This window comes from Petralouisia sp., assembly GCF_056822245.1.
This window is the reverse complement of sequence record NZ_JBQIOP010000033.1, coordinates 18,638-45,020: the sequence shown is the minus strand read 5'-3', so window position 1 is coordinate 45,020 and position 26,383 is coordinate 18,638. Positions and strand designations below refer to the sequence as shown.

The 26,383-nt window shown below is 45.3% G+C and carries 21 protein-coding genes; 2 read left to right on the top strand and 19 right to left on the bottom strand.

Annotated features, from left to right (window positions below):
* Window positions 1-85: 85 nt before the first annotated feature.
* From ACTO17_RS13430 to ACTO17_RS13415, 4 genes are all read right to left on the bottom strand, one after another.
* A complete protein-coding gene (locus ACTO17_RS13430; RefSeq protein ID WP_482558291.1) occupies window positions 86-724 on the bottom strand; it encodes an MFS transporter in 639 nt (212 codons plus the stop codon).
* Between the two features lie 1,296 nt (window positions 725-2,020).
* Complete coding sequence (locus tag ACTO17_RS13425; protein WP_482558290.1) at window positions 2,021-3,322, bottom strand: sensor histidine kinase; 1,302 nt, start codon at window positions 3,320-3,322, stop codon at window positions 2,021-2,023.
* Window positions 3,319-4,059 (bottom strand): LytR/AlgR family response regulator transcription factor, encoded by a 741-nt coding sequence (locus ACTO17_RS13420; protein ID WP_482558289.1) that lies wholly within the window; start codon window positions 4,057-4,059, stop codon window positions 3,319-3,321. Before ACTO17_RS13420 ends, ACTO17_RS13425 begins: the two co-directional genes overlap by 4 nt.
* 61 nt (window positions 4,060-4,120) lie before the next feature.
* Window positions 4,121-4,834, bottom strand: coding sequence for a DNA alkylation repair protein (locus ACTO17_RS13415; RefSeq protein WP_482558288.1), 714 nt, complete (start codon window positions 4,832-4,834; stop codon window positions 4,121-4,123).
* A gap of 108 nt (window positions 4,835-4,942) precedes the next feature.
* On the opposite strand from ACTO17_RS13415, the gene ACTO17_RS13410 reads away from it, so the two are divergent.
* Window positions 4,943-5,428, top strand: a complete 486-nt coding sequence (locus ACTO17_RS13410; protein WP_482558287.1) for a methylated-DNA--[protein]-cysteine S-methyltransferase — start codon at window positions 4,943-4,945, stop codon at window positions 5,426-5,428.
* On the top strand, window positions 5,425-5,820 hold the full coding sequence (locus tag ACTO17_RS13405; protein WP_172535811.1) for a hypothetical protein: 396 nt from the start codon (window positions 5,425-5,427) through the stop codon (window positions 5,818-5,820). The genes ACTO17_RS13410 and ACTO17_RS13405 overlap by 4 nt, the downstream gene beginning before the upstream one ends.
* A gap of 61 nt (window positions 5,821-5,881) precedes the next feature.
* On the opposite strand, the gene ACTO17_RS13400 is transcribed toward ACTO17_RS13405, so the two are convergent.
* The 15 genes from ACTO17_RS13400 to ACTO17_RS13330 all read right to left on the bottom strand — a co-directional run bounded on the left by ACTO17_RS13400 (window position 5,882) and on the right by ACTO17_RS13330 (window position 26,375).
* A complete protein-coding gene (locus ACTO17_RS13400; protein WP_482558286.1) occupies window positions 5,882-6,484 on the bottom strand; it encodes a hypothetical protein in 603 nt (200 codons plus the stop codon).
* A gap of 1 nt (window position 6,485) precedes the next feature.
* Complete coding sequence (locus ACTO17_RS13395) at window positions 6,486-7,838, bottom strand: AAA family ATPase (protein ID WP_482558285.1); 1,353 nt, start codon at window positions 7,836-7,838, stop codon at window positions 6,486-6,488.
* 30 nt (window positions 7,839-7,868) lie between these two features.
* On the bottom strand, window positions 7,869-9,101 hold the full coding sequence (locus ACTO17_RS13390; protein WP_482558284.1) for an N-acetylmuramoyl-L-alanine amidase: 1,233 nt from the start codon (window positions 9,099-9,101) through the stop codon (window positions 7,869-7,871).
* A gap of 60 nt (window positions 9,102-9,161) precedes the next feature.
* Window positions 9,162-10,319 carry an N-acetylmuramoyl-L-alanine amidase gene (locus tag ACTO17_RS13385; protein ID WP_482558283.1) on the bottom strand — a complete coding sequence of 386 codons (1,158 nt, stop codon included), beginning with the start codon at window positions 10,317-10,319 and terminating at the stop codon, window positions 9,162-9,164.
* A gap of 23 nt (window positions 10,320-10,342) precedes the next feature.
* Window positions 10,343-12,094: a pyruvate kinase gene (gene pyk, locus ACTO17_RS13380; protein ID WP_172535806.1), complete on the bottom strand. Its 1,752-nt coding sequence runs from the start codon at window positions 12,092-12,094 to the stop codon at window positions 10,343-10,345.
* A gap of 35 nt (window positions 12,095-12,129) precedes the next feature.
* Window positions 12,130-13,062, bottom strand: a complete 933-nt coding sequence (gene arcC / locus ACTO17_RS13375) for a carbamate kinase (RefSeq protein ID WP_172535805.1) — start codon at window positions 13,060-13,062, stop codon at window positions 12,130-12,132.
* A gap of 180 nt (window positions 13,063-13,242) precedes the next feature.
* Complete coding sequence (locus ACTO17_RS13370) at window positions 13,243-14,892, bottom strand: S1C family serine protease (protein ID WP_482558282.1); 1,650 nt, start codon at window positions 14,890-14,892, stop codon at window positions 13,243-13,245.
* A gap of 164 nt (window positions 14,893-15,056) precedes the next feature.
* A complete protein-coding gene (gene glmS, locus ACTO17_RS13365; protein WP_482558281.1) occupies window positions 15,057-16,883 on the bottom strand; it encodes a glutamine--fructose-6-phosphate transaminase (isomerizing) in 1,827 nt (608 codons plus the stop codon).
* 17 nt (window positions 16,884-16,900) lie between these two features.
* On the bottom strand, window positions 16,901-17,983 hold the full coding sequence (locus ACTO17_RS13360) for an LCP family protein (RefSeq protein ID WP_482558280.1): 1,083 nt from the start codon (window positions 17,981-17,983) through the stop codon (window positions 16,901-16,903).
* 138 nt (window positions 17,984-18,121) lie between these two features.
* Window positions 18,122-18,913, bottom strand: a complete 792-nt coding sequence (locus ACTO17_RS13355) for a glycosyltransferase family 2 protein (protein WP_482558279.1) — start codon at window positions 18,911-18,913, stop codon at window positions 18,122-18,124.
* A complete protein-coding gene (locus ACTO17_RS13350; RefSeq protein WP_482558278.1) occupies window positions 18,907-19,671 on the bottom strand; it encodes a glycosyltransferase family 2 protein in 765 nt (254 codons plus the stop codon). The genes ACTO17_RS13355 and ACTO17_RS13350 overlap by 7 nt, the downstream gene beginning before the upstream one ends.
* Window positions 19,668-21,083, bottom strand: a complete 1,416-nt coding sequence (locus ACTO17_RS13345; protein ID WP_482558277.1) for a sugar transferase — start codon at window positions 21,081-21,083, stop codon at window positions 19,668-19,670. The genes ACTO17_RS13350 and ACTO17_RS13345 overlap by 4 nt, the downstream gene beginning before the upstream one ends.
* 158 nt (window positions 21,084-21,241) lie before the next feature.
* Window positions 21,242-21,454 carry a DNA-directed RNA polymerase subunit M gene (locus ACTO17_RS13340; protein ID WP_482558276.1) on the bottom strand — a complete coding sequence of 71 codons (213 nt, stop codon included), beginning with the start codon at window positions 21,452-21,454 and terminating at the stop codon, window positions 21,242-21,244.
* Between the two features lie 173 nt (window positions 21,455-21,627).
* A complete protein-coding gene (locus tag ACTO17_RS13335; protein ID WP_482558275.1) occupies window positions 21,628-23,442 on the bottom strand; it encodes a glycosyltransferase family 2 protein in 1,815 nt (604 codons plus the stop codon).
* Window positions 23,443-23,510: 68 nt separating this feature from the next.
* Entirely contained in the window at window positions 23,511-26,375 is a 2,865-nt protein-coding gene (locus ACTO17_RS13330; RefSeq protein WP_482558274.1) for a hypothetical protein, read from the bottom strand.
* Window positions 26,376-26,383 lie beyond the last annotated feature (8 nt).

Sequence of the window (26,383 nt, the reverse complement as noted above, 5' to 3'; positions counted from 1 at the left end):
TTTCGTGAAAAAGAGCGAAAGTATAATAAAATCATCTGCCCTTATGAAAGCCTTAAAATACCTTGTTCAGCAAAAGGAGCACTATTTATAATAGTTGTAAACTGGTGTTTATATTATTTATTACTTTAAAATGCCCACTCTTCTTTAGCTGTGTCTTATTCATTGACATATCCACTTTTAACTTAGAAACAATAACTCCAGAAATCAAGAAGGATATTGCATTTATAACTAAAAATCCTTTATAAGACATAATAATTAGTAAAATTGTTGATATAAGTGAAGTTGAAACTTTTATTACATTGTCCGTAGCATACAACCTTGCAATTTTTTCATTGTTATCTGACACTTCCTTTACTATCATATCTTGATATATTTTATAAAAAGTATAGATTAAACTACATATTGTTTCGTAAGATACAACACTTATTTTCAATACCAGTAATGGAGTATCAAATATTAAAAACACATAAAACAAACCTGTAATAAACGCATATAAATAATTTAAATACGTCAGAACCCTCTTACAATCTTTCACATACGTGTTACTAATTGCAAAAAGAGAACATATAATTCTTACCAATGCATTTGATGCAACAACAAGTCCAGAAATAGCCGCTGAATTAGTAAATAGCGCAATTATTGTAATTACTGCAATATCCTGTAGCGCATCTCCTATTCCACTTATAATTCTACTAGAATAATATAGATTATAATCTTTCTTCATACACTTCAATCATGATGCAAATAATTTAAGCACCATATTCCTTTCCTTAACTTTTTAGCTTCTTGCAGCCTAGATACCGATAAAGGCTACATCCCCGCTTATGTCAAGTTCCTTGATGGCGGCAATAAAACTCATGTTAAGTTCGTGATGGGTTTTTCTTTTGCTCCGTTATGTTGTATCATAAAATCAGGCGCTCTTCTTCAGTGAGATTTGAATTTTGGCTAATCTTATGATACCATAGAGCAGTGCTTTTTATTGTCAATGTACCATTTTTATGGTTAAATTATACAATATTCTCAAGGATTTCCATCGGAAATCCCCAAGGTAAGTTTGAGTAAATAACACGTCAAAATTTATTTGGCCAAGCGTCCTAAAAAATTAAAAATCCTTAACAAAAATGAGGCTGTCGGAAAATGAAATTTACATACAATATATTGTTACGAAATTTAACGGTTCACAGCTATATATTGTAGAAATTTACCATTTCCCGACAGCCCCATTCACTGAATAATTTGCTATTCCTCACACATGAATAACATAAAAACTACTCCATCCATACACAGTGTCTCATATCTGGTTCTGTCTCATTTCCAAGAAGTTCCTCAATTGTTTCAAACTGATTTGCCATAACTTTCACCTCCTTTCGATTTTCTCAATTTAGCATGTCATAGCACCAATTCTATAACGCACTAGCACTCCATCCGGTTAGAAATTACAGTTGTGCTTTGCATGATTCGTGCCATTGCAAAGCACAATTTTGACGGCGATATGTTCCATCGACTAGAAATTTTAACACCACAATGGTACGGAGCAGGCAGAGCACAACTGTAATTTCTGGCCAGATGGAGTACTAGACTAATTGCAACAATTTGTCTAATTTGTATGTATTTAATCATTTTCCCTCTTTAACACTTATTGTTTTCTAGTTGTATTGTTACGACCATCCCCAAAAATCCTCAAAATTTCATTCCATTCACAGTTTTGAATAAAATGACTTACTTTTCTCATTTCTATGAACCCCCTCACTCTATACTGTTGCTATATTCTATTCTCCTAAAAAATATTAATCCATTGAATATTTATTCTATACTATACCCCATTTAAAACTAAAGGGTATAGTATAGACTTATCTAAACAATTTCAAGTTCCAATCCCAATCCAGAATATATATCATTTTTAATCACCTCACTTCCTGACTCAAACGATATTATATTTACACAAAAAAAGCAACTCATGTTCCATGAACGACACTTTTCCACCCATGAACGACACAAATCGCTTTTTTCTGCATACATTTTATATTACAATTTCCGCTTCAAATTCTTTTTCATCCGCGCGGCATTCGATTATGCCATCATACTTCTGAACCGTAGCTTCTAGATTTCCATATCCCAAGCCATGATAAATGCCGGCTTCTCTTGTTCTTACCGGAAATTTTTCCTTTAATTTCACTCTTTCTTTTACGCTGTTTTTTACAATGATGCAGATTCTTTTTTCATACATGTTTGCTTTTAAGGAAATGTTTCTATTCTCCGGAACGTCTATTTCCTCACAGGCTTCTATTGCATTTTTCAGAAGATTTGAAATTATGGTGCATAAATCATATGATTTTTCAGCCGATTCTTCCTGCAAATATCCCTGAACCTCAAACAAAATATCTTTTTGCTCCGCATCTTCTTTCAGCTTTGTAATAAGCGCGTCCACAATTTTATTTCCAGTAAATTTATGTACATAATCAATCGCTGACTCTGAGCTTATTCTGCTTAAATATATCTGCAGATTTTCTATTTCCTGGTTTGACGCATAGGCTTGCAATGCTGTAATATGCGCGTTCATATCATGGTAAAATCTCCTCATTCTTTCTTCCTGATACAGTAAACTTTCATAGTATTCCCTTTGGATGCTCAGATATTTCTCAAACATGACGCTCTTTTCTTTCTGTTCAGTTTCTTTTTTGACCGAAACTCCCTGCCATATCGTAACAAAAACAAGCACCGTACAGCCAATAGAGGAAGCAGCTCCAACAGCATTGATATTCCACTCATCAAAATCGCCTTCTGCTATGCTCTGCATAGGCGCCACCATAAAAAACAATCCAATTGCGGCTGCGTAAAGAACAATATACTGCTTTAAGTCCAGATTAATTTGAAAAGGCCTGCACTTTCTCAATTTAATCAAAAGATATATCATCAACATCACAATCGTCGGCACACTCTGACATATCACTGTATACCAATTTCCGTGAATAATCTCAGAAACCGGCAGTTCCAGAGCAATTTCCAGAAAATAAGACGCGTTGATTCCTAAAATGGAAGACGCCAGTGCAACAAAAGGATAAATATACAGATAACGGATGTCAAAAACCTCAAACAGAAACATCGGAATCAGAATCATCGTAAACATGGGGGTTGCGCTGGCAGCCTCCATATCCCATGCAATTAAAATAAAGCAATGGAGCATCAGTAAACTGCCTATACAAAATATAATTTTTTTCCTGGAACTTGTGACTTTTGCGCCAAAAAACAAAACGTAAGCCAGAAAGCAATTCATGATTTCCAGAAATAGATATACCAATAAGCGCAAGATTTCCCCTATCATAAGCGTTTCCTCATTTGTTCCTTTCCAAATAACAGGCAGCATTTTCTCGCCTGTTCTCTATATTTTCTCCCAACCGGAATCGTTAATCCGCTGTCCCTGAAACGAATTTTTTCTCCCGCCTCAACCATATTCGCCGCATTCGCCAGATATGATTTATGTACCCTGATAAAGCCATACTCTTTCATCTCTTTCTCGATTTGCCCCAGCTTCTGGGATATCAATTGGCAGGCGCCGCCATTTTGTCCATAGGCAACTATTTTTGTATAGCTCCCATCTGCTTCAAAATACAAAATATTTTCTATCGGAACATTGATTTTTTCCCCATGATATCCTGTATACTCAATTACAATATTGTCCTTTAATTCTTCCTGCATGAGATTTATCATTTTAGAGATATCTTCCTGAGCAAAGGGTTTATCAATAAATCCAATTGTTTTCAGGGAAAACGCGCGATACACATTTTCTTTGTAATTTGTTATAAATGCAATGCGGTAGATTAAATTATTTTTCATAATTCTTTCTTTCAAATCAATGCCATTGATACCAGGCAGTTCCACATCTAAAAAAAGCAAATGAATGATTGGATTCTCCGGGTCTTTACAATATTGAATCACTTCCTCACCCTCTGAAAACCGTTTATATTGGCAGCAAACGCCGTTCTCATTCATATATGTCTCGCAAAACCTCTCTATCCTTAAAAGATCTGATTCATTATCATCACAAATTCCTATTACCATTCTGCTCCCTCCAAACTTGATAGACCTCTGTCCAAAGAACCGTTCCTAAATTCGCCGCGCTTTACCGCCGCAGCCTGCGCACCCGCTCCTTTCCCTCCTTCGGCACTTTCAGAGATTCCGTAATTTTCTGAATCGCTTTATTATGGGTGAAATCATTCAGGGCGTTGCGTTCCAGAACCGGCAGCGTCTCTTTCGGGAATTCCCGGTAGCAGATGGAAATCAGCCATGCCTGGGCCATATTAACATAGTAATATTCCTGTTTCACCTGCTGCACAACCTCCAGCACCCTTCCAAGGTAAGTTTCATTTACATAATAGTCCAAAAGCTGCACCAGCGCAAAGCGGATGTGGAATTCCTCGGAGCTGTTTAAATACGGCCCCAGAAATTCCCACATTTCCTCCGGCTGGCTTTGAGCTGTTTTGATGGTGGAACATACGCTGTCGCAGACTGACCAGTTGTCTATTTTGGGGATGAAACGCTCCAGGCACTCCTTTTTTTCCTGCAGATTTCCTTTGGCGTATCCCAACGTCATTCCCTGCAGCATAATTTCTTCATAGCTGCCGTCAGAGGCATTGGAAAGATACGTTCTCCAGTCTCCTTTAGCAAGCTCCTTCGCCATTTTCCGAAGAACCGGCAGGCGCACACCCAGAATATGTTCGGTTCCCGGAAGCAGCTTTGCCGTGAATTGCCGAAACTTTTCTTCTGAAAGCTGCTCTAACTGCCTTCGGATTCTGATATTGCATTCCCTGGACGTTTCTAAATCTGCAGTTTTCATTTGTACATTCTCCTTTTCTTTTCCTGAATATTATTGTATACTGATTCGTATAAGAAAAAAGACAGCACTCAGAACTAATTGCTAATAATAAAGAAAGGAAGCCATGCCATGCAATACTTTGATTATTATTCTTCCCCTCTGGGAATTCTGATGGTGACAGAGGAAAATGGTGCGATTACAGGTCTGGAATTATCCGAAAAAATATCCAAACCGGCCAAGCGCCCTATAGATTCGGCCGAGCAAAAGAACACGCCGCTGATTGCCCTGGCAAAGTCGCAGCTGGAAGAATATTTCCAGGGCAGACGGAAAGCTTTTACGCTTCCCCTGCAGCCTGTTGGCACCCCGTTCCAGAGAAAAGTCTGGGATGCGCTGTGTACGATTCCCTATGGAGAGACACGCAGCTACAAAGAAATAGCTCTTCAGATTCAGAATCCCAAAGGCTGCCGGGCCGTAGGCATGGCCAACAACCGCAATCCCATTATGATTGTGATTCCCTGCCACCGGGTCATTGGGAGCACCGGGGCCCTTGTGGGCTATGCAGGAGGACTGGATATCAAAGAATGGCTGCTGGGGCATGAAAAGATTTGCATATGATTCTTACAATTCTCAAACTTACCTTCTGTCTTGCCGGCTCGTATTTTTCCCTGTCTGCAGGATGCGAATACAGAGCCTATCGGGGAGGGCACAAATATGTAAAAGCTTTCCCTGCAAAATCTCCTTATCAGCGGTTCTTTACGCTGATGCAGTGTGAAAAGGATATTTTGAAACGTGATATGGGAAAGCTGACGTATCTGGGTTATGCGGGCGTTTTGCTGTCCACTGTTTTCGGCCTGCTGATACTGCTTCCTATGGGATATTTATGGTTCTCCGGGAAACCAGATCTGGCGGAGCTTTTAGTTTTGCTTTGGGCATGTTTTTCTATGGGATGGGGGCTGCTTTCCTTTGTGCTTCTGGGAATTGACAGTCTGCTGAACAGGTTTTTATGATAAGTGAATATATCTGCTACATGGAACACATTGCGGAAAGAGCAAATCGCGTGAAATGCAGTTAAATAGAAAGACTCCCCTCCCCGTCCTGATCCAATTGAATTTTCTGAAGGGCCAAAACCCTGCTGTTTCCATCCAATATTAATTCACACCTCCCGCTATTCCATTGTTTTATTTCTTTTAACGCGCTGCTGTTATTGCTGGCACGCAGCGCAATCAGGGAGGCATGTTCCATATCAGCTAAGGTATCTTTCCGGTATCCGGAATATAAATAGATGTTTTCCAGTTCCATTCCCAAAAACGCTGCAACGGCACGGGCATTATAAATTCCCATTATAAACTGCCATCTTGACTTTCCAAGAGATGCTGTATTGATGGTTTTCTTAAACTCAATGACATGCAAATCCCATGTTCCCTCGTCCCTCCGCCTGTATATAAAAATATCCGCGCAGGAGGTCGCCCCTTTTTGTTTTTCATCCAAATAGGGAAGCACATTACATTCTGGAGAGAGCAGGATCAATGTATCACCCAATGCAGTAAATGTAAGTTTTACTTTTCCGCTCCTGCTCTTTTCCACCAACTCCTTCTGTTCCTTTTCCCTTAAAACCACATATTTCTCACATTGGAACATCTGCAGTTTTTCCTCTATATGCAACGGAATCATTTTATTCCCCCTCAAATTCCTGAACTTCTGATGTCTGCTCTAACATCTTCATCAGCGCATTTGTAAATGTCTCCACTCTAAATTCCCCACTGACTGGAAGTATCTGTTCCACTAAAGATGAAGTTCCCTTATCTGTAAACTGATAAACAGCCACGTTTTTGGCATTAATCAAATCCTCCGGAACTAATCCCAGATTTTTCATAAAATCGCCTGGAACATTCCTCTCACTTAGCCTGCACATATTATTGATATGCTGAATCATAATGTCACTGTGTGTCGTAGCAATCATAAAAATTCCGCTGCCCACAAGACGTATCAGCAGCCTGCCCATCTCCTGCTGTAATTGCGGGTGCAGGCACATCTCTGGTTCTTCGTAACAAATAGCTTTCAGTCTCCGCTTATATTTCAGCAACAGCAATAACGGAGTTAACTCTGTTACCACGGCAGAACTTCTGCGCAAAGGCAGGCTTGTTCTGCTTCCATCTGGAACATAGCAGATTTCACTTCCGTTTGCTTCGCTGCCATACTGAACACTTCCATGCGCCATTTTCTGTTCTATCCATGCCGCAATTTCCTCATACTCTGATTTATGGCCCAAAGATAAACTTTCCAATGCATCCAAAAAACGTATAATGGGTTTGGTAAAGGGTTCCATCACTTCACTTTCTGTCTCATAAAAACCGGATACATCATAGGTCATCTGACGTCCCACTTTATTGATTACATTTTTTGCCAACATAAAGCCTGTTCTTGCCGCCGGAAGATAAACGACATTGGAGTCTTTGCAATAAGCTCTTTTTCCCTTCAAAAGCCCTAATAAAATATCTCTGCAAATTAAGCTGACTATAAATTCCCTGCTCTTTTCTACCATCTCGAAGGGAAATGAAATCCCACTTCTTCCTTCAGGCTGGGAAATGAAAATTTCCATGCGTCTCTCTTTCTTCTCACATTTTATGCGCAGGACAAATTCCTCCTGTATTTCTACAGAAAGTTTTTGAATCGTCACCTGCCCGGAATTGAAAATTTCCGCTACAAATCTGTCTTTATTTTTCTCTAACGCAGCATTTAACACTTCCAAAAATTCAGCGGAACATATTTCTATCGCCTGTTCTTCTTCCGAATTCTGCAATAAATTACTGATATCTCCGCAGACTTCTGTATAAGCGCTGCATTCCAGTTCCGGCAAGCCTGAAAAAAGGACAGACGTTTCATCTGCAGAATAAATAGCCCACAGAAGAGAAAGGAGATAACTTTTTCCACTGTTATTATCTCCCACAAATAAAGTAAGCGGAGCAGTCTCTATCTTTGCGCTTTCAATTTTTCCAAACTTTTCTATTTTAAAATAATGTTTCATTCTGCTCTCCTGTCTGCTGCATTTATGCTTTTAATACCCAAAATACGCATCCACCCCATCTGCAATTCCTGCCGCCAGCTGATTCTGATACCCGTCGTCCGCCATCCTGCGATCCTCATCCGGATTGGTCATAAATCCCATCTCCACAATGGTAACCGGAACCGTGCACCAGTTAATCCCGCTCATGGTATCCGTTTCCCAGATATATTTCTTATTGGCCCCTGTGGCATTGACAGCCCCGTCCAGTACACACTCTGAAAGTCTCCGGCACTGGCTGTACAGATGACCCATGTAAGGATTTCCTGGGGTGGGGCAGATGGTCAGAATGCCGTTTTCATTGCTGTTGGAGGAGCCGTTGGCATGAATTCGGATAAAGGCATGGGCCCCCGCCTGATTGGCAATGGCCGCCCGTTCACTGTTGCTGATATTCACGTCATGACTGGTGCGTATCATCAAAACGTCATATCCCCGCTGCTGCAAAACTGCCTGCAATTTCAGGGAAACCATCAGATTCAGCTCATATTCGCTGAGCCCTGTGACACATCCGGAAGTTCCGCTGGCTACTTTGGGCTTCCGCTCAGTCGCTCCGGGGCCGATGGGTTCTGACTCACTGTTTCCTCTGGCCTGATGGCCTGCATCAATCACCACCAGATGGCCGTTCCCTTCTACTTTTACAGACACCTTCACCGTTTTCCCTCCGGATGTGGCTGTGACAGTGGCTGTTCCCCGGGATACCGCCGTCACTTTGCCTTTGCTGTCAACAGATGCAACTTTCTGATCCGAGGTCCTCCAGATGACGGGCTGATTTTTCGGCTTTGTCTTTACGCTCAGCCGCTTTGTCTCCCCCATGTTCAGGGTGCAGGATTTTTTGGATTTTAATTCTATTTTTTCCGTTGCCCTGCAGACTTTAATTCTGCAGGAGGCTTTAATCTTGGAATTGCTTTTGGATCTGGCTGTAATCGTGGCAGTCCCGCTCTTTTTGGCATAGACTTTTCCGCCGTAGGGCATTTTCTTTACTCTGGCGATGCTTGAATTGGAGGAACGCCAGACCACATCTTTCGATGCGCCCGCAGGCTGTACGGATGTCACCTTTAAGGTACGCTTATCCCCCACCGCCATCGTATATTTGCTGTAATTCAGTTTGATCCGGGTGGTTTTCGGCGCCCCATGCACCGTCATGCTTCCTGCGCTGCAGCCAACGGCAAGCAAAACTGCCGCCAGCAGAAGAGACAGGCTCCGTGGGATTTTTGTATATTTTTTCATATCATGCTCTCCTTTAAACAAAGCGGCGTGTTCCATACCGGGAATTTCCCATAATTACACTTAATTCCCAAAATAGGCGTCCACGCCATCCGCAATCCCTGCCGCAAGCTGACTCTGATATCCATCCTCCGCCATTCGGCTGTCCTCCTGCGGATTGGTCATAAAGCCCATCTCTACAATGGTAACCGGAACGGTGCACCAGTTAATGCCGCTCATGGTATCCGTTTCCCAGATATATTTCTTATTGGCTCCTGTGGCATTGACAGCCCCGTCCAGTACGCATTCCGAAAGGCTCCTGCACTGACTGTAGAGACTGCCCATATAGGGATTGCCGGAGGTGGGACAGATGGTGAGAATGCCGTTTTCGCCGCTGTCATCAGAACCATTGGCATGAATCCGGAGAAATGCGTCTGCCCCTGCATTGTTGGCAACTGCCGCCCGCTCACTGTTGCTGATATTCACATCATGACTGGTGCGGACCATCATCACCTGATAGCCTCTGGCCTCCAGTTCCTCCTGCAGTTTCAGGGACACTGTCAGGGTAAGCTCATATTCATTCAGGCCGCTGACACAGCCGGAGGTTCCGCTGGCCACCTTGGGCTTCGTCTCGGAAGCTCCCGGGCCGATGGGCTCCTGCTCACTGTTGCCCTTTCCCTGATGCCCTGCGTCAATGACTACCAGATATCCGTTGTCTGTCATTTCTGATTTTAATTTCAGATATTCTGAAGAAACATAATACTCTTTTCCGTCGATTTCAACAGCGCTCCAGACTCCGTCGTCTGCAGTGCGGATTAATTCTGTTCTGCGGGCCACAGTCTGATATACCTGGCTGTCTGTAGAAGGCGCGGTCCGGATGTTTACAGAAGAAGTTGTTACCACTTCCTCTCTGGCACGCACCACAGTTTCTTCATTTAATGCTGGTCCCGGGGACGGCTCTCCCGCTGAAGCCTGATCCCCGGAAGCTTTGTTTTCTTCCTCTGACGGCCCGTTTTCGGAGCTCTTGTTTTCCTCCGCTGAAGCCTGATTCCCTGAATCCTTGTTTTCTTCTTCTGACGGCCCGTTTTCGGAGGTCTCCTGTTTTTCGAAGCTCCCGCCATTCTCCTGAGTCTCAGTTTTATCAGATACGTCTCCTCCGGCTTTTTGTCCCTTGCCGCCGCAGCCGCCAAAGGCCAGAACCGCAGCCAGTAAGACCGGCAGCCATAATTTATATTTTTTCATCCTTATTCTCCCTGACTGGAAAATTACTGGTTGCAGCTTACAATTCCATCTTTGGCATTCAGGGTCACATAGGCCCCTGTTTTTAAAATGGAAACTGCGTACTCTGCATCCGTAATTACCGGGATATCCAAACTCAGCCCTGCAATGACAGCATGGGAATTGGAACCGCCGTCTTCTACAATCAGGCCGGAAGCGTACCGAATCTGCTCCATCATCTCATTGTTTGTCTCTTTGGCAACAATGATATCTCCCGATTTAAAATCTCTCCGCAAATCCTGGATATTTTTGCAGACACAGAGGTTTGCAGACACAATTTTGTCATTGACGCCTGTTCCGGTAGCCAGAATATGGCCTGCCACATGAACTTTCAGAATATTGGTGGTTCCGGACACGCCTAAGGGAACGCCGCCTGTAATAACTGTAATGTCTCCCATGGATACAAGTCCTGCCGCCTGGGCTGCATCTACGGCATGATCAAACAATTCGTCCGCATCGTCTTTCAGTTCCACATGCAGAGGCGTAACGCCCCAGGAAAGGTTTAACTGGCGGCATACCTTGGGATACATGCTTCCGCCGATAATGGGACAGTCCGGACGGTATTTGGAAATCATCCGGGCGGTTTTGCCGGACTGGGTTACTGTGATAATAGCCGCTGCCTTCAAATCATTTGCCGTGGTGCAGGTGGCATGGGAAATGGCGTTGGTAATATCCGGATTGCTGAGATTCTCCCGGGATTTAAAACGGGCGGTATAATTGATATCCTGCTCTGTGCGGATTGCAATTTTCACCATGGTTTTTAAGGCTTCCACCGGATAGAGACCTGCCGCCGTCTCTCCGGACAGCATAATCGCGCTGGTTCCGTCATAGATGGCGTTGGCCACGTCGGTAGCCTCCGCACGGGTGGGTCTTGGATTCTTCATCATAGAATCTAACATCTGGGTAGCGGTAATTACCTGTTTTCCGGCGTCGATAACTTTCTTGATAATCATTTTCTGAATCACCGGCACGTCCTCTAACGGAATCTCCACGCCCATATCTCCTCTGGCCACCATGATTCCGTCGGATACCCGGATAATCTCGTCAATATTTTCCACGCCCTGCATATTTTCTATCTTGGAAATAATATTGATATTATTACAGTTCTTCTCTTCAAAAATCTTGCGGATCTCCAGTACGTCATCTGCCGTACGGACGAAAGAGGCCGCAACGAAATCAAAATCATTTTCAATTCCGAACAGGATATCTTCGTAATCTTTTTCGCTGATATAGGGCATGGACAATTCCACATTTGGGACATTAACCCCTTTCTTATTGGAAATCATGCCGCCGTTTACCACATGGCAGACAATATCCGTATCTGTAACCTCGTCCACTCCCAGTTCAATCAGGCCGTCGTCAATGAGAATCCTGCATCCCGGCGCCACATCCTTCACCAAATCCTGATACGTAATGGAAACTCTGTCCTTATCTCCCAGAATTTCTTCTGTCGTCAGGGTAAATTTCTGGCCTGCCTCAAGCTGTGTTTTGCCGTCTTTGATATCCCGAAGGCGGATTTCCGGCCCCTTGGTATCTAACAGGGTTGCCACCGGCAAATTCAGCTCTTCCCGCATGTTCCTGACTTGCTTCAGCCTTTCTCCCTGTTCTTCATGAGTGCCGTGGGAAAAATTAAACCGGGCCACATTCATTCCCTCTGACATCAGCTGCTTCAATACTTCGCCTTTGTCTGTGGATGGCCCTAAGGTGCAGATAATCTTTGTTTTTCTTAAATTTTTCATAACAGTTTCCTTTCCTGATTTTATTATTTCGGGAATTATTTCCGTATTACGGTTCCCGTATTTCGCTTCATTTTCTCCCCGGCAGGCTCCAACCGGGTAATCAATGCGCTGCGCACTGCGGAATTTCCAATGAATTCAATGGCGGCTTCAATCTTAGGCAGCATGGTGCCCGCTTCAAACTGTCCCTCTTCTATATAGCTTCTGGCCTGGGCCGTGGTCATTTCGTCCAGAGGTTCCTCCTGGCCGGTTCCAAAATTCAGACATGCCTTTTCCACTCCGGTTAAAATCACAAGACGGTCCGCGTCTATCAAGTCTGCCAGCTTTGCCGCCGCAGAATCTTTCTCAATTACGGCGCTTGCTCCTTTCAGCCTGTGTCCCTGGGCAAGCACGGGAATTCCCCCTCCGCCGCAGGCAATCACAATCTGATCTGCTTCCAATAATGCGCGGATTGCGTCAATTTCCACAATATCCACAGGCTTCGGCGCAGCCACAATTCTGCGGTATCCCGTCTTGGTTTTCACCACATGATTGCCCTTCTTCTCTTCCGCCTCTGCTTCTTCCTCTGTCATCACACGGCCGATCTCCTTGGTGGGATGGTAAAACGCGTCGTCATAGGGATCAACGCAGACCTGGGTCAGAATTGTGGACACCGGTTTGTAAATTCCCCGGTTCAGAAGCTCGGTACGGATGGCATTCTGCAAATCATAGCCAATGTATCCCTGGCTCATGGCAGAGCATACCGACATGGGCGTTGCCGTATATTCCGGGTAAATCCTGCAAAATTCCGCCATTGCCGTGTGAATCATCCCCACCTGGGGGCCGTTGCTGTGGGAAATCACCACCTGATAATCTTCTCTGATAAAATCCGCCACCGCCCGGGCCGTTCTTCCGGCAGCTTTTTTCTGCTCCGGCAATGTGGTGCCTAATGCATCATGTCCCAGAGCAATTACGATTTTTTTCTTTCTCATTTCAGAAACCTCCCTGTTTGGAACTGACCATTCTGCAGTTCCCGGCTTATTTCTGCCGCAAAAGCAATTTTCTCTGCAATCTCTTTTGTAAGCCGAAACGCCAATCCGGATTCTTCCAGATTGGCATTTTCGTTTTTTGTATTTATTTTACCATACTTTCCTGTATTTTAAAAGAAAAAATCAGCTATTCTTTTTCCCTAACACTGCAGTGACCTTCTGTTCCTGCCACTCTCCGTTCTGATTCGTCTGAATGATAATCTCCACTTCGGTTCCTGCCGCATAGTACTGCATCATTTCTTTCAAACCGTCCATGGACTGAATTTTTCTTCCGTCAAATTCTGTAATAACGTCTCCTTTCCTGATTCCTGCTCTTTCAGCAGCGCTGTTTTCCTGTACCATAGTAATGTACAGCCCTTCCGGGATTCCAAAACTCTCTGATAAATCGTCTGTCACATCCTGTCCGGATACGCCCAGATATGAAGAATTTGATTCGTCTACCACTTCTCTTGTAATCAGGTCATTGATAATCGGCTCCGCTGCAGAAATGGGAATTGCAAATCCCATGCCTTCCACACTGGTATCATTGTATTTTACAGAGTTAATTCCAATCACTTCTCCGTTCATATTCACCAACGCGCCTCCGCTGTTTCCGGGATTGATTGCCGCGCTGGTCTGAATCAGGGCATTGGTAATGGATGCTCCTGTATTTTCATCCTGTACGGTTACCTCCCGATCCAGGGCGCTGATTACTCCTGTGGTCACAGACTGTCCATATCCCAGGGCATTTCCGATTGCCACTGCGCTCTGACCCATTTTGACATTCTCAGAATTGCCAAGGGTCGCTACTTTTATTTTTTCCAGTGTTTCTGCCGGAATATCCTTAATTCTCACGGAAATTACTGCCAAATCAGTGCTTGGGTCTGCTCCCTTGATTTCTGCCGTCACAGACTGGTCATCCACAAAGTTCACCGTCAGCTGACTGGAATTGGCTACCACATGATTATTGGTGGCAATGTAGATTTCTTTTTCTGTCTGGCTGATAATAATTCCGCTGCCTGCGCTCTCAGTATCCTGCATATAAGAGCGGCCGAAGAAATCTCTTCCCATTTCCTGCTGCCCCATATTTGTAATGGATACAATGGATGGGATTACATTTTCCACAATGTCAGTCACATCATTAATGGTGGTTGCTGTGCTGACGCCGGTTCCGGAAATACCGCTTGAAGTGGTGCCGTCTGTTTTGCCGTTTTCTCCTGCAGTAGTCTCCAGCTTTGCAGCTCCGGAGCCTTTGGTATATTCAAAAGCAAGTCCCGTTCCATAAAACACCGTACCGGAAACAAGTCCGAATACCAACGCCAGGGCCGCGCATTTTCCCAGTGTCACGCCAAAGCCATGCGGCTTCTTTTCTCCGGAAAATTTCTGTTTTTTCTTTTTCTGCTTTCCGCTGTCTGAAGTCTGGTTCCACTGACTGCTGTAAGAAGCCTGGGACTGCCCGCTATTGTAAAACTGGCTGTCATCTCTTTGCGCTCCCTGAGCTTTGCCCGAAGCTTCTCCGGCAATATAAGTTCTCTCATTGCCTTGAGCCTGCTCTGCGGTATAGGCTCCCTCATTGCCTGCAGGCTGTTCTGCGATGAAAGTTCTCTCATTCCCTGCAGGCTGTTCTGCTGTGTAAGTTCTCTCATTTCCTGTGAACGGCTGATTGGCTTCCTGTCTCTCGTAATAATTCGGGTTGCGTTCCTGGTTCTCCTGATTGAGATAACTGTATGAATATAAGGAATCTGAGTTATTATTGTTATCGCTGTTATTATTTCCATTAAAATTGTTATCCATAATGCCTTCTCCTTTCGCTTTTGAATCAGCGTCTGTCTCTGCTTCGTTTCTATTAAGCAGTTTACGGAATATTTGTGACAGAAATGTGACAACAATTTTAAAAAAACGTGATAAAAAAGGGGCTGCCCCCGGATTTCGGAACAGTCCCTTTCATCACTCTGTTTCTATTCTACTGTCACAGACTTGGCCAGATTCCTGGGCTTATCCACGTCGCAGCCCTTGCCCACAGACACATAATAGCTGAAAAGCTGCAGCGGAATAATTGCCAGAGAATTGGTAAAATACTTATTGGTCAGCGGAATGTAAATCACATAGTCCGCCGCTTTCTCAATCTCATGGTTCCCCGCATTGGTCACCGCCAGTACAAAGGCGCCTCTGCTGCTTAATTCCACAATATTGCTGATGGTCTTTTGATACAAATCCTCCTGGGTTACCACTGCCGCCACCAGCGTTCCATCTTCAATCAAGGAAATAGTTCCGTGCTTCAATTCTCCTGCCGCATACGCTTCAGAATGAATGTAGGAAATCTCCTTCAGCTTGAGAGAGCCCTCCAGAGAAATGGCATAGTCAATGCCCCTTCCCACAAAAAATACGTCCTTGGCCGCAATATAGCGGTTGGCAAAATGCTGAATCCTCTCTTTATTGCTTAAAAGCATCTCTATCTGCTCCGGAAGCTTCTGCAAATCTTTCAGGTATGCCGCCACTTCCCCGTCGCTTATCTGGCCCCGTACCTGTGCAAATTTCACCGCCAGAAGGTATTCCGCAATCAACTGGGCGCTGTACGCTTTGGTGGTGGCCACGGCAATCTCCGGCCCCGCCCAGGTATACATGACCTTATCAGCCTCCCGGGCAATGGAGGAGCCTACCACATTGACAATTCCAAGGGTCTTTACCCCTTTATCCCTGGCTTCTCTTAAAGCAGCCAGAGAATCCGCTGTTTCTCCCGACTGACTGATAATAATTACCAGTTCATCTCCCGAAAGAATGGGATTCCGATAACGGAATTCCGATGCCAGATCCACCTCCACCGGAATTCTTGCCATGCCTTCAAAGACATATTTGCCGGTAACGCCCACATGATAGGCAGAGCCGCAGGCAACAATGTGGATTTTGCGGATTCCGCGGATCTCTTCCTCACTCATGCCAAGCTCTTCAATCACAATGGCGCCGTCTTTAATTCTGGGATTTAAGGTATCACGCACCGTTTTGGGCTGCTCATACATCTCTTTTAACATAAAATGCTCATAGCCGCCTTTTTCCGCCGCATTGATATCCCAGTCTATGGTGGTGGATTCCTTCTGAATATCCTCTCCGTCCACATTATAAAAATCTATGGATTCCTTCGTTAAAACTGCAATTTCCTCATTCTGGATAAAGTATACCTCTCTGGTATACTTAAGCACCGCCGGCACATCAGAGGCAATCAGGTTTCCGTCCTTGCCGCGGCCCACAATCAGGGGGCTGTCCTTCCGGACTGCATATACCTGTTTGGGATGCTCCCGGAATATAATTCCCAGGGCATAAGAACCCTCTACCCTGTGCATAATCTTGGTAATGGCTTCAACGGGATCGCCCTTGTAATAATAGTCCAGAAGATGAGCCACTACTTCCGTATCGGTGTCCGACTGGAACTGATATCCTTTCTTTTCCAACCGTTTTCTCAGCTTCAGATAGTTCTCAATAATTCCATTGTGTACAACTGCAATCGTCTCCGCCTGATTGTAGTGGGGATGGGCGTTCTGATTGGAAGGCGCCCCGTGGGTTGCCCACCGCGTATGTCCAATCCCGGAGCTTCCCGGCATAGTTGCGCCGTCATGGGTCAGCTCACTCAACACCTTCAGCCGTCCTGCCGCCTTCTGTACCCGGATGTTTTCTCCATCGTATACGGCAATTCCCGCTGAGTCATATCCCCGGTATTCCAACTTGGACAGGCCGTCTAACAAAACAGGCGCTGCCTGTGATTCTCCGATATATCCTACAATTCCACACATATGAAATCCTCCTGTTATTAATCTTTCTGCGCCCGCACTCCCGTCCGGTACACAATCTCGTCGCTGATGCTCTGCACACTGTCGGTCACCTGATAACTGGTGGTTCCATACAGGAAATCATGAAGCTGCTTCACATTGGCAGCTAAATCCGCCGGAATGACGCAGTCCTGACTGCCCTTCTGATAAGAAATGCTTACCACCTCATTCTCTATGTCAAAGGGGAATCCGGCATTCTCTCCCATTTTATAATTAAACGCGTCTTTTGCAAGACTGAGTATTTCTGATTTGGACAGACTGGTCTTAATCTTAGGGAACACACTGTCGATAAGCTCATTGATGGTGCCCACATCAGAGGCCAGTGCCTTTTCCACCATCTTCTCCACAACCAGACGCTGCCGTTCCGTCCGCTTGAAATCATCTCCCGCGGTGTAACGGATTCTGCCGAAGGAAACAGCCTGCACGCCGTTCAGGTTATAAGTTCCCGCTCCCGGCAGGGAGGAATAACTCTTGCCGGTAACCTTGGACGTTTCCACACAGTAATTATTCAGGTGTCCCGCCTCTTCATTGGTAATCTCAACCTCTACGCCGCCCAGAATATCCACTGCTTCCGCCACTGCCGAAAAATCAAAGGAAACATATTCCTGGATATCCAGATCCAAATTGGTATTCAGCATACGCACTGCCTGCTCCGGCCCGCCCACTGCATAGGCTGCATTGGCCTTGCTGTATGCATCCGTATTCTTCAAATCCGCCATTTTCAAAAATGTGTCGCGGTAAACGGACACCAGCCGCACTTCTTTGGTATCCTTGTCAATTCTGGCTACCATAATAACGTCGGAATTTCCTCCGTTGTAAGAATTCTCATCCCGGTTGTCCAGTCCGAACAACGCGATGGTGGTGTATTCTCCCAGAACGTCCTGGGTTTCCTCCGGAAGCTCCACTCTCACATCCTGCCCTTTAAAAGTCACGTCCGTATTCAGTTTATCCATCTTCCCGTTGAACCAAATCCAGACCAGTACGCCTGCCAGGATCAGCAATTCAATAATGACAATAATGATTTTCCGTTTTCTTCTTCTGTTCTTTTTCTCCTTTTTACTCATGGGCTTTCGCCCCTGTGTTCTGCTCTGATTCGCCATACCTTCACCCTATCTGTTTTTGATTTTTCAATCCTTCATCCGTCCTGCATTTTATGCACGTTTTATACATATGACTTATCTTATAATATTTCAAGCCATTTATCAACCGTTATTTTTCTTGAAATTTCCCAAAAACCCATGCCTTTTCTGTCGAAAATGTACAATTCTCACGAAAAAGCAACGGAAAAACACCAGACGGTTTCGTAACATTTTACCAATTCCATAATGTTTCATACTGGAATTATTATCTCCATGACGGCGGTAGAGTAACAGCGTTTCAGGCAGAAAACAAGATTTTCCAGACGCATAATCTCCCAGAATCCCAATCCACTGATCATGCATTTCAATCTGAGCCGGAATGGGCAGAATCAGCTCCTTCAATTCCCGGCGAAATGCCATGCAGCATCCGATATAGCTGTTTTTTACCATATTTTTCCAAATACCTGCTCCGGAACTGCGGAATTGATAGAAGGATTCAAGTACAATATTGCCGGGGGTTTCTCCTGCAAACACCCGGGCGTCGTGGATTACCACCATGGCGTTTGATTTTTCAAATGCCTCCAGCGCTTTATCTATTTTCCCCGGCAGCCAGATATCGTCCTGATCCGCCAGAATAATATAATTTCCTTCTGTTTTTAAAACCGCATGCTCCACATTTTTCTTAATGCCCCGGCCAGGCCCGGAACACAGACGGATTCTCGGGTCTTTTGCCTGATATTCCCGAAGAATCTCAAGGGTATGGTCTTTCGATCCGTCATCGGAAATCACCAGTTCATCCAACTCTCCCAACTGGTTCAGAATAGAGTCCATCTGTTCTCTGAGATAAGGTTCCCCGTTATAGGTCACCATGGCGACGGAAACGCGGACTGCTCCCTTCTGCGGATTTTCTACCACAATTTCCACCCCCATTTCTGAAAATACCGTATCATGGATACAATATGAATCTTCATCAGTTTTTTATCTTTATGGGAACCCCGCTCCCATTTATGGATCACTGTGGTATCGGGACAGTACCAGAGGCTGTCTTGTCTATTCACCTGCCTGCAGAGATCCGCATCCTCCATATACATAAAATAACGCTGGTCAAACCCGCCGATTTGCTGAAATAATTCGGTGCTGATAACCAGAAAGCTGCCCTGGGCAAAGGGCACCGGAAATGGTTTTTGGTAATCCATATCCTGCATGGTATGGTAAGCCTGCCGTTTCCTGAAACAAAACGGCAGAAACATGCGGATTCCCATATCTAAAACCGTCAGCTCCCGCCGGTAGGCTGCCTGCAGCGTTCCCTTTTCATCTGTCATTCTGGGAACTGCCATTTTGCATTCCATCCGCTCCATAAAATCCATCAGAATCGAAAGGCTGTCCTGGGTCAGAATAATATCCGGGTTGACAATGGCGTGAAACTTAGAGTCCAGCATGGAACGCACGTAATTATGGCCGGCGCCGAATCCCAGATTTTTCCCGGGATTCAGATAAGTGACCTCCGGGTATTCCTGTTCCAGTTCTTTCAGGGAATTTTTCTGACTGCTGTTGTCTACAAGATATAACTTCCTGGAAATAGTGACAGCGGTACATTCCAGAATGGAACATACCGCATTTCTCACATCTTCTTCATTATTATACGCTACGATTGTAATTGAAATATCTGTCATGACGATCCCTTACCTGTCAGCACCACCCCTATGGTCCGAAATAAAATTCTGACATCCATTCCCAGGGTCCAGTTGGAAATATACTGGGTGTCCAGTGCCACAATCTCTTCAAAATTTTTAATATCGCTTCTGCCGCTGACCTGCCACATACCGGTAAGCCCCGGACGGATGCCAAGCCGCGCTTTGTGGTGCAGCTCATACTGCACAAATTCTTCCTCCGTGGGAGGTCTTGTCCCAACCAGGCTCATGTCCCCTTTCAGCACGTTCCAGAACTGAGGCAGTTCATCAATGGAATATTTTCTCATAAATTTTCCAATGCCGAAAATTCTGGGATCGTCCTCCATCTTAAACATCAGCCCATCCATTTCGTTCTGCTCCATCAGTTCTTCTTTCATCTGATCCGCTCCCACAACCATGGTACGGAATTTGTAGAATTTGAATCTCCTGCCGTTTCTCCCGATCCTGGTCTGTTCATAGAAAATCGGCCCAGGAGACTGATATTTTATCACCGGCGCAAAGACCAGTAAGGCAATTCCTGTCAGAAACAGCCCCACCAGGCTCCCCAGAATATCCATACACCGCTTAATAAACACCTGCCGGGTGGTTGCAATTTTCATACTGGTGGTCAATACCATGTATTTTCCGCACCGTTCCACCAGTTTATTGGGCATCAGCCTGGATTCCCGCACCAGATTAAAGTGGACGGTAAGCCCCAGTTCCAACAGCTCATTGGCCAGAGCCTCGCTGCTCTCTCTGGTATTTCCGTTGATAAAGATTTCATCCACCACATTGACGCGCACATATTCCAGAAAACTGTCAGCGCTGGCCACCACCGGAACGCCGCAGATTTCATCTCCAATCCGGTTCTTGTCCACAATCACCACGCCGATCACTTCAAATTCCTTATACCGGTCATGCTGAAAATCTGACACGCATTCCTCTGCATAACACTCTTCCGTCACCACAAGCAGCTGGGAAAATTTCTTTCCCTTGATCATCCGCTGCCGGATGTTGATTTTCCAGAGACACCTGGAAAAATACTCGATGACCACCGCAATGCCCAGGAACCCCAAAATAACCTGCCTGGAATAAATCTCCGACTGCTTGGTGGCCCATACATAGACGGTAACAGTTGCAAACACAATACAGCAGTGCATCAGAACCGCCTTTAATTCCTGCACTTTATTTCTCCGCAGGATTCCGGTATACGCCTCAAAGAAAAATACAACGCAGATATCCACCAACAGCAGAACAACTGCCAGCCGGTTGTAATAATCAAGCAGAACCGGCAGCCTTCTTATATTTCCCAGACGGATCAGGCAGGAACTGTAAAAAGCAATCTCCAGGCAGAGAATATCCACAATCAGGAAGTCCAGATGTTTTACCCAGCTCTTTTTCTGTCTCTTATACATAATCTTTCGTCCTCATTATCCAAAGTATACGGAATTATTTTACACAATTCTGCCCCAGGAAAACAATGGATACAATCTTAAGGTTTCCTTAATTCTGCCATATGGCATTCAGGTATCTTTTAGGGTTTCCTTAATATTGCCATATGGCATTCAGGTATCTATTTGCTGTCCTGATTATTCATTTTATTCCGTATGTACAGCCAGCTGTCTGAGTAGTCCTTTCTCTGCTTCTCGTCCATATCCGTATACTGCGTAAAAGTCAGCTTGGAGGGAATCATTTCCGTTCCTCCGCATTTATGGCAGCTGATTCCTTTCCTCCTGGATACTGTTGTAATGCTGCCGCATTCCGGGCAGATAAATACTTTCATCATAGGTTTCTTCTCACAATCAACTCTGTATTTTCTTAACTTCCAAATTCAATTCACTCTATTGTAGCATTGAATGGGAAAAAGGGCAAGTTCTAATACTGCAGCGAAGTTCCAATATCTGAATTAAGGACGAAACGATAAGATTGTTCGCTGCAGTTCTGATGAACTGACCCTTCTCACGGTTTTAATGCATAATTACATTTTTTCAGTGAAAAATTAGGATTATAATAAGGATCTCCCTGTTTTAAAAGATCAATCCAACGGGTGCGGATAAATTCAATTTCATTTCCAAACCTCCGCAGTTTTTCCTCGGTGTCCTCTGCGCCCCGGGTCTTTGACTCGTGATGGTACGCCTCCGCAAAGGGATTGTACACCACCAGATAACCGGCTTTCCCGGCCCTGAGACAAAAATCCAAATCATTAAAGGCCACCGTAAGCTCTTCCTCTAATCCATGAAGCTCTTCAAACACTTCTCTGGAAACCATCATCAGAGCCGCCGTTACCGCGCTGTAATTCAACTGTATGGCCGCCTTGTGGTAATATCCTTCCCGGCCCCGGGGAAGCCCTGGAAACATGTTAGCTGCAATTCCGTCAATTCCCACCACAATTCCGGCATGCTGCACGGTATTGTCCGGATAATACAGACGCGCACCCACAATCCCCACCTCCGGTCTCTGGCAGTTGCCTAAAAGCTCTTCGATCCAGCTTTGGGTGATGATTTCTATATCATTGTTGAGCAGGATAAAATAACTGCCTTCTGCATAAGACGCCCCGAAATTGTTAATGGCAGAGTAATTAAATTCCTGCTCCCACACCACAACGCGGATTCTCTGGCCGCCCGGCAGTCTCCCCTCTGCGCAGATTTCCTGATAATAGGCAAAGGTTTCCGGCTCTGTGCTGTTGTTTTCAATAATAATAATCTCATAATTCTGATACGAAGATTTCTGTACTGATTCCAGACAGCGCCGAAGCACTGTGGCCTGATCTTTATTGGGAATCAAAATGGACACCAGAGGCTCTCCCTCCACTGTATAATTTACCCGGTAAAAACCGAAATGGGGAAGCTGCTCTACAGTTCCTTTTCTCCCTGTCCTTGCCAGATGTTCCTCCAGGGCCCGCTGCCCCGCCTCATATGCATATGTTTTGCTTAAAGGATTGTCTGCGGTGGAATTGCTGTGCACCCGCCAGTGGTACAGAACTCTGGGCACATGGCCGGTTTTTTTGGCCGCTTCTGTGCAGCGGAGAATAAAATCATAGTCCTGGGCGCCGTCAAATTCCTTCCGAAATCCTCCTGCCTGCTGCAGTACGGTTTGCTTCACGCAGAGAAAATGAGTGATATAATTGTTGGAGCACAGTAAATCCGGACTGAAATCCGGTTTAAAATGGGGCTTTTTATGTTTCAGCCCCTGTCTGGTTTCCTCCACCTGATCTTCGTCTGAATAAATCACTTCCACATCCGGCTCCCGATTAATCAGCGCTGCAATCTCGTAGAATGCTTCCGGCGCCAGCAAATCGTCGTGATCCAAAAATCCAATCCATTCTCCCCGGGCTTCCTGAATGCCTGCGTTGGTGTTTCCTGCAATTCCCAGATTTTCCTCCAGATGTTTATAAGAAATCCGCTGTTCCTGATGCCGTTCGCAATAGGCCAGAACCTTTGTCTCCACCTTGTTCGAAGGCGTTGCGTCCACCAGGCAAAGCTGCCAGTTTTCATAAGACTGCTTCCGCACAGAATCCATCATTTCCAACAGATAATTCTCCGGCGTCTGATAACAGGGAACCACCACGCTGATCAAAGGCTGGCAGGGCAGTTTCCTGCTCTGCCTCCTTTGACGCGCCAGTTCCTCTTCCTTTGCCCTGTACTTTTCAAACCAGGGGCCGTAAGGCACCTGATCCGGCTCCATCTTATCCCGGAGACGGTTAAAAAACGCCTTCGCCCCATAATGCCTGAAATATTTGATTCCCTTTTTAATCCGATAGGGTGTAATCTTCATTCCTCTTTCCTCACGCTTCTCAAAACCGTCAGACTGCAAACTTCAGACATTGTGAAATTTTACGATTCCTATTCGCTTACCCGAATGCCTTTTTTCGCAGAGTATGCGGAATATTTCACTTTGCTCTGGTTAATGGAATAGGCTCTGATTTTGTAATAATATTTTTTCCCCGCTCTGGTCGTTTTATCCGTCCAGGTGAGGGTTGTATTTTTTGTGATTTTTTTCACTTCTTTGTATTTGCCGTTTTTGGAGGATGCACGGTAAATCTTATAACCGGCTGCATTGCCGTCCTTGCTCCACTTCAGCTTCACCCGGCCTTTGGAAGAAGCGGTAATGGAGGTAACCGCCGGTGTTTTTAATGCAGTTTTTACATTTAAAACACTGGAATAACCGGAAGATTTCGTTCCTGATGACGTTTTTACATAAGAACGGATCTTATAATAATATGTCTTTCCGGTGGTAATGCCGGTGTCAGACCAGCTTACAGTTTTATTTTTGGTAATGGTTTTAACCTTCTTATACTTGCCCTTTTTGGATGTGGCCCGGTAAATGTAATAGCCGTCTGCTTTGGAATCCCGTTTCCAGGTTACTTTCACTTTTTTTCCGCCGGAAACCTTTACCTTCTTCAGTTGGGGCTTCGCCATTTTAAGCACTGCCTGCTTCACCGGGGTATAAGCAGAATAATAAAGCTTTCCGTTTACGGATACATACCCGCGCACCCGGTACATGTAGGTATTTGCCGGTTTCACTGTGGTATTCTTGAAACTGGTGCCTGTAATGGTTGCTATGCAGGTATATTTGCCGCTTCCGGTTTTTCGGTAAATTTTATAGCCGTCCACGGATTTTTTCTTCCAGGACATCTCAATGGTTCTGTAATTTTTAATCTTAAATTTACTCCATTCCGTGGCAGGAATGGTAAGATTAACCGTCTTTACCTCAGAATATGGGGAATATTTGTTCCCTTCACTGAATTTTAAGTAGGCCCGGACTTTGTAATTATACACTTTTCCCGGAACCACCGAACGGTCCTCATAAGAACGGGTTCCTGCATTGCTGATGGTTTTTATCTTTTTATATGCTCCGCTGCCTTCCGAACGGTAAATCTGATATCCCTGGGCTGCTGCAACTTCATTCCAGGACAGCTTTACAAGGCCGTATCCGCTCTTTTCCGCTTTCAGAACCGGTTTGCTCAGATCCGCTTCCGGTTTGGGACAGGGAGATGCGGGCATATTATTGTACACCGGAACCTTAAACACGAATTTATTGTTCAGGGCTCCCATCTCTGCATAACCCTTGCGTACTGCCCGTCCTTCGCTGTCTGCCGCTAAAAGATTCTGCATATACTGGTGCCAGTACAGGCCGTCGTAGGAAGCGTCCACGTCAAATTTCTGCAGATAAAAGGTATCCTGCCCCCGGGCAATGTATTTGGATGACACTTTTTCAGCTCCGCCCTTCAATGCCTTATAACGGGTGTCCCATCCTGCATTTTTGGCCTCTGTCAATCCGCTGGTAATCACGTCAATGCCGATTCCCGTAGCTCCCATATTAAAGTAATTGTAGTATCCCTGATAGCCGGGATAGGTGCCGGATATCAGAGAAGAATCCCCCTTTACTCCCTGCTCCTGACGCACGCGGCTGGCCAGAAAATAGGGGCTGACCTTCAGTTCTTTCCCAATCTCTATAAATGCCTTGGCATAGGTAATTCCGCCGCCGGAACCGTCCTCCAGCTTCTTATTGCTCATGAAGGTTCCGCTTAAAATCTTTTCCACGCCGGATTCTGTATGGTAACTGCTGTAAGTCAGCTGCTCAAACTGAAACACAGAATCTTCCGTCAGGAAGTTTCTGGGATCTAAATAATGCTTGATAATGGATTCCGATGCCTGCACCCAGTTGGTGCCGTTTTTAATAATCCATTTGCCGGTGCTCATATCGTAATCTTTGGGTGCGGTGGATTTCCAGGTGTCCGGCTGATAAGTTTCCACCAGATTCACGCTGTCTCTCATCTCATTTTCCAAAACTTCCGCCCATTCCAGTCCTGTGTTCATGGGCACAAAGGTCCAGTTGGGATGGGCCTGAATCAATTTCTGAATGGCGCTCTGATAACTGGCCGGAAAGGCAGATAACTGGGTGCTTCCCCTTGCGCTTCCTCTGGCAAAGGTTCTGGCTTCCATGCCCCCGTTCAGATACTTCTCTTCCCATTCTGTCATTCTGTCGTCCTGGGTGATCACATATTCCCCTGGAGTATACCCGCTGTATTCCTGATCATATACGGCAAAAGCAATCTGATACCATACTCCGTCAGCCTGAATCTTTACGCCCGTCAGCCTTACCTGCCAGCCGCTGGACAGCTCCTGTATCACTGCTGATTCCAGGGAGGGCTCCTGATAAATGGGGAATGTGACATCATTTGTCAGAGTTCCGTACATCTCATATTCTTTCAGCAGTTCCGCAAATGCCTGTTCGGCCTGAATATTTGCTTCTTCCTCCGGATTCTCTGCCTCTGCAGCCGGAGTTTCTGAAAGTTCATCCAGCTCTGACTGCAGTCTTTTCTCCTGTACTGCTTCTTCTGCTGCATCCTTCCCGGTATCTGCCGGTTCCGTTTGTTCCGGCTTCTCTGCCGGCTGTTCTGATTCTGCTTCTGCCGGCTTCTCTTCCGGTTGTTCTGGCTCCGTTTGCTCCGGCTTATCTTCCGGTTGTTCTGATTCTGCTTCTGCCGGCTTCTCTTCCGGCTGAACCTTCGTTTTATCCTGTTTTGCTTCTGCCGGGTTCTGTGTATTTTCCGGCTCGCTGTCCTTTAATGTCTGTTGGTCTGTTTGTGTCTGTGTTTCTGGCTGCGCCCCATAGACCGTACTGCCTGCTCCGCAAACATCAGCGGAAAGAATGGCAGCCGTCAGCAGCACTGCCGCATATTTTCTGCTCTTTCCCAAGCCCATTTCATTCT

Coding starts and splice junctions, on each gene's coding strand:
- ACTO17_RS13430 (WP_482558291.1), bottom strand. CDS start 724: ATGAAGAAAGATTATAATCTATATTATTCTAGTAGAATTATAAGTGGA.
- ACTO17_RS13425 (WP_482558290.1), bottom strand. CDS start 3,322: ATGATAGGGGAAATCTTGCGCTTATTGGTATATCTATTTCTGGAAATC.
- ACTO17_RS13420 (WP_482558289.1), bottom strand. CDS start 4,059: ATGGTAATAGGAATTTGTGATGATAATGAATCAGATCTTTTAAGGATA.
- ACTO17_RS13415 (WP_482558288.1), bottom strand. CDS start 4,834: ATGAAAACTGCAGATTTAGAAACGTCCAGGGAATGCAATATCAGAATC.
- ACTO17_RS13410 (WP_482558287.1), top strand. CDS start 4,943: ATGCAATACTTTGATTATTATTCTTCCCCTCTGGGAATTCTGATGGTG.
- ACTO17_RS13405 (WP_172535811.1), top strand. CDS start 5,425: ATGATTCTTACAATTCTCAAACTTACCTTCTGTCTTGCCGGCTCGTAT.
- ACTO17_RS13400 (WP_482558286.1), bottom strand. CDS start 6,484: ATGATTCCGTTGCATATAGAGGAAAAACTGCAGATGTTCCAATGTGAG.
- ACTO17_RS13395 (WP_482558285.1), bottom strand. CDS start 7,838: ATGAAACATTATTTTAAAATAGAAAAGTTTGGAAAAATTGAAAGCGCA.
- ACTO17_RS13390 (WP_482558284.1), bottom strand. CDS start 9,101: ATGAAAAAATATACAAAAATCCCACGGAGCCTGTCTCTTCTGCTGGCG.
- ACTO17_RS13385 (WP_482558283.1), bottom strand. CDS start 10,319: ATGAAAAAATATAAATTATGGCTGCCGGTCTTACTGGCTGCGGTTCTG.
- pyk (WP_172535806.1), bottom strand. CDS start 12,094: ATGAAAAATTTAAGAAAAACAAAGATTATCTGCACCTTAGGGCCATCC.
- arcC (WP_172535805.1), bottom strand. CDS start 13,062: ATGAGAAAGAAAAAAATCGTAATTGCTCTGGGACATGATGCATTAGGC.
- ACTO17_RS13370 (WP_482558282.1), bottom strand. CDS start 14,892: ATGGATAACAATTTTAATGGAAATAATAACAGCGATAACAATAATAAC.
- glmS (WP_482558281.1), bottom strand. CDS start 16,883: ATGTGTGGAATTGTAGGATATATCGGAGAATCACAGGCAGCGCCTGTT.
- ACTO17_RS13360 (WP_482558280.1), bottom strand. CDS start 17,983: ATGAGTAAAAAGGAGAAAAAGAACAGAAGAAGAAAACGGAAAATCATT.
- ACTO17_RS13350 (WP_482558278.1), bottom strand. CDS start 19,671: ATGACAGATATTTCAATTACAATCGTAGCGTATAATAATGAAGAAGAT.
- ACTO17_RS13345 (WP_482558277.1), bottom strand. CDS start 21,083: ATGTATAAGAGACAGAAAAAGAGCTGGGTAAAACATCTGGACTTCCTG.
- ACTO17_RS13340 (WP_482558276.1), bottom strand. CDS start 21,454: ATGATGAAAGTATTTATCTGCCCGGAATGCGGCAGCATTACAACAGTA.
- ACTO17_RS13335 (WP_482558275.1), bottom strand. CDS start 23,442: ATGAAGATTACACCCTATCGGATTAAAAAGGGAATCAAATATTTCAGG.
- ACTO17_RS13330 (WP_482558274.1), bottom strand. CDS start 26,375: ATGGGCTTGGGAAAGAGCAGAAAATATGCGGCAGTGCTGCTGACGGCT.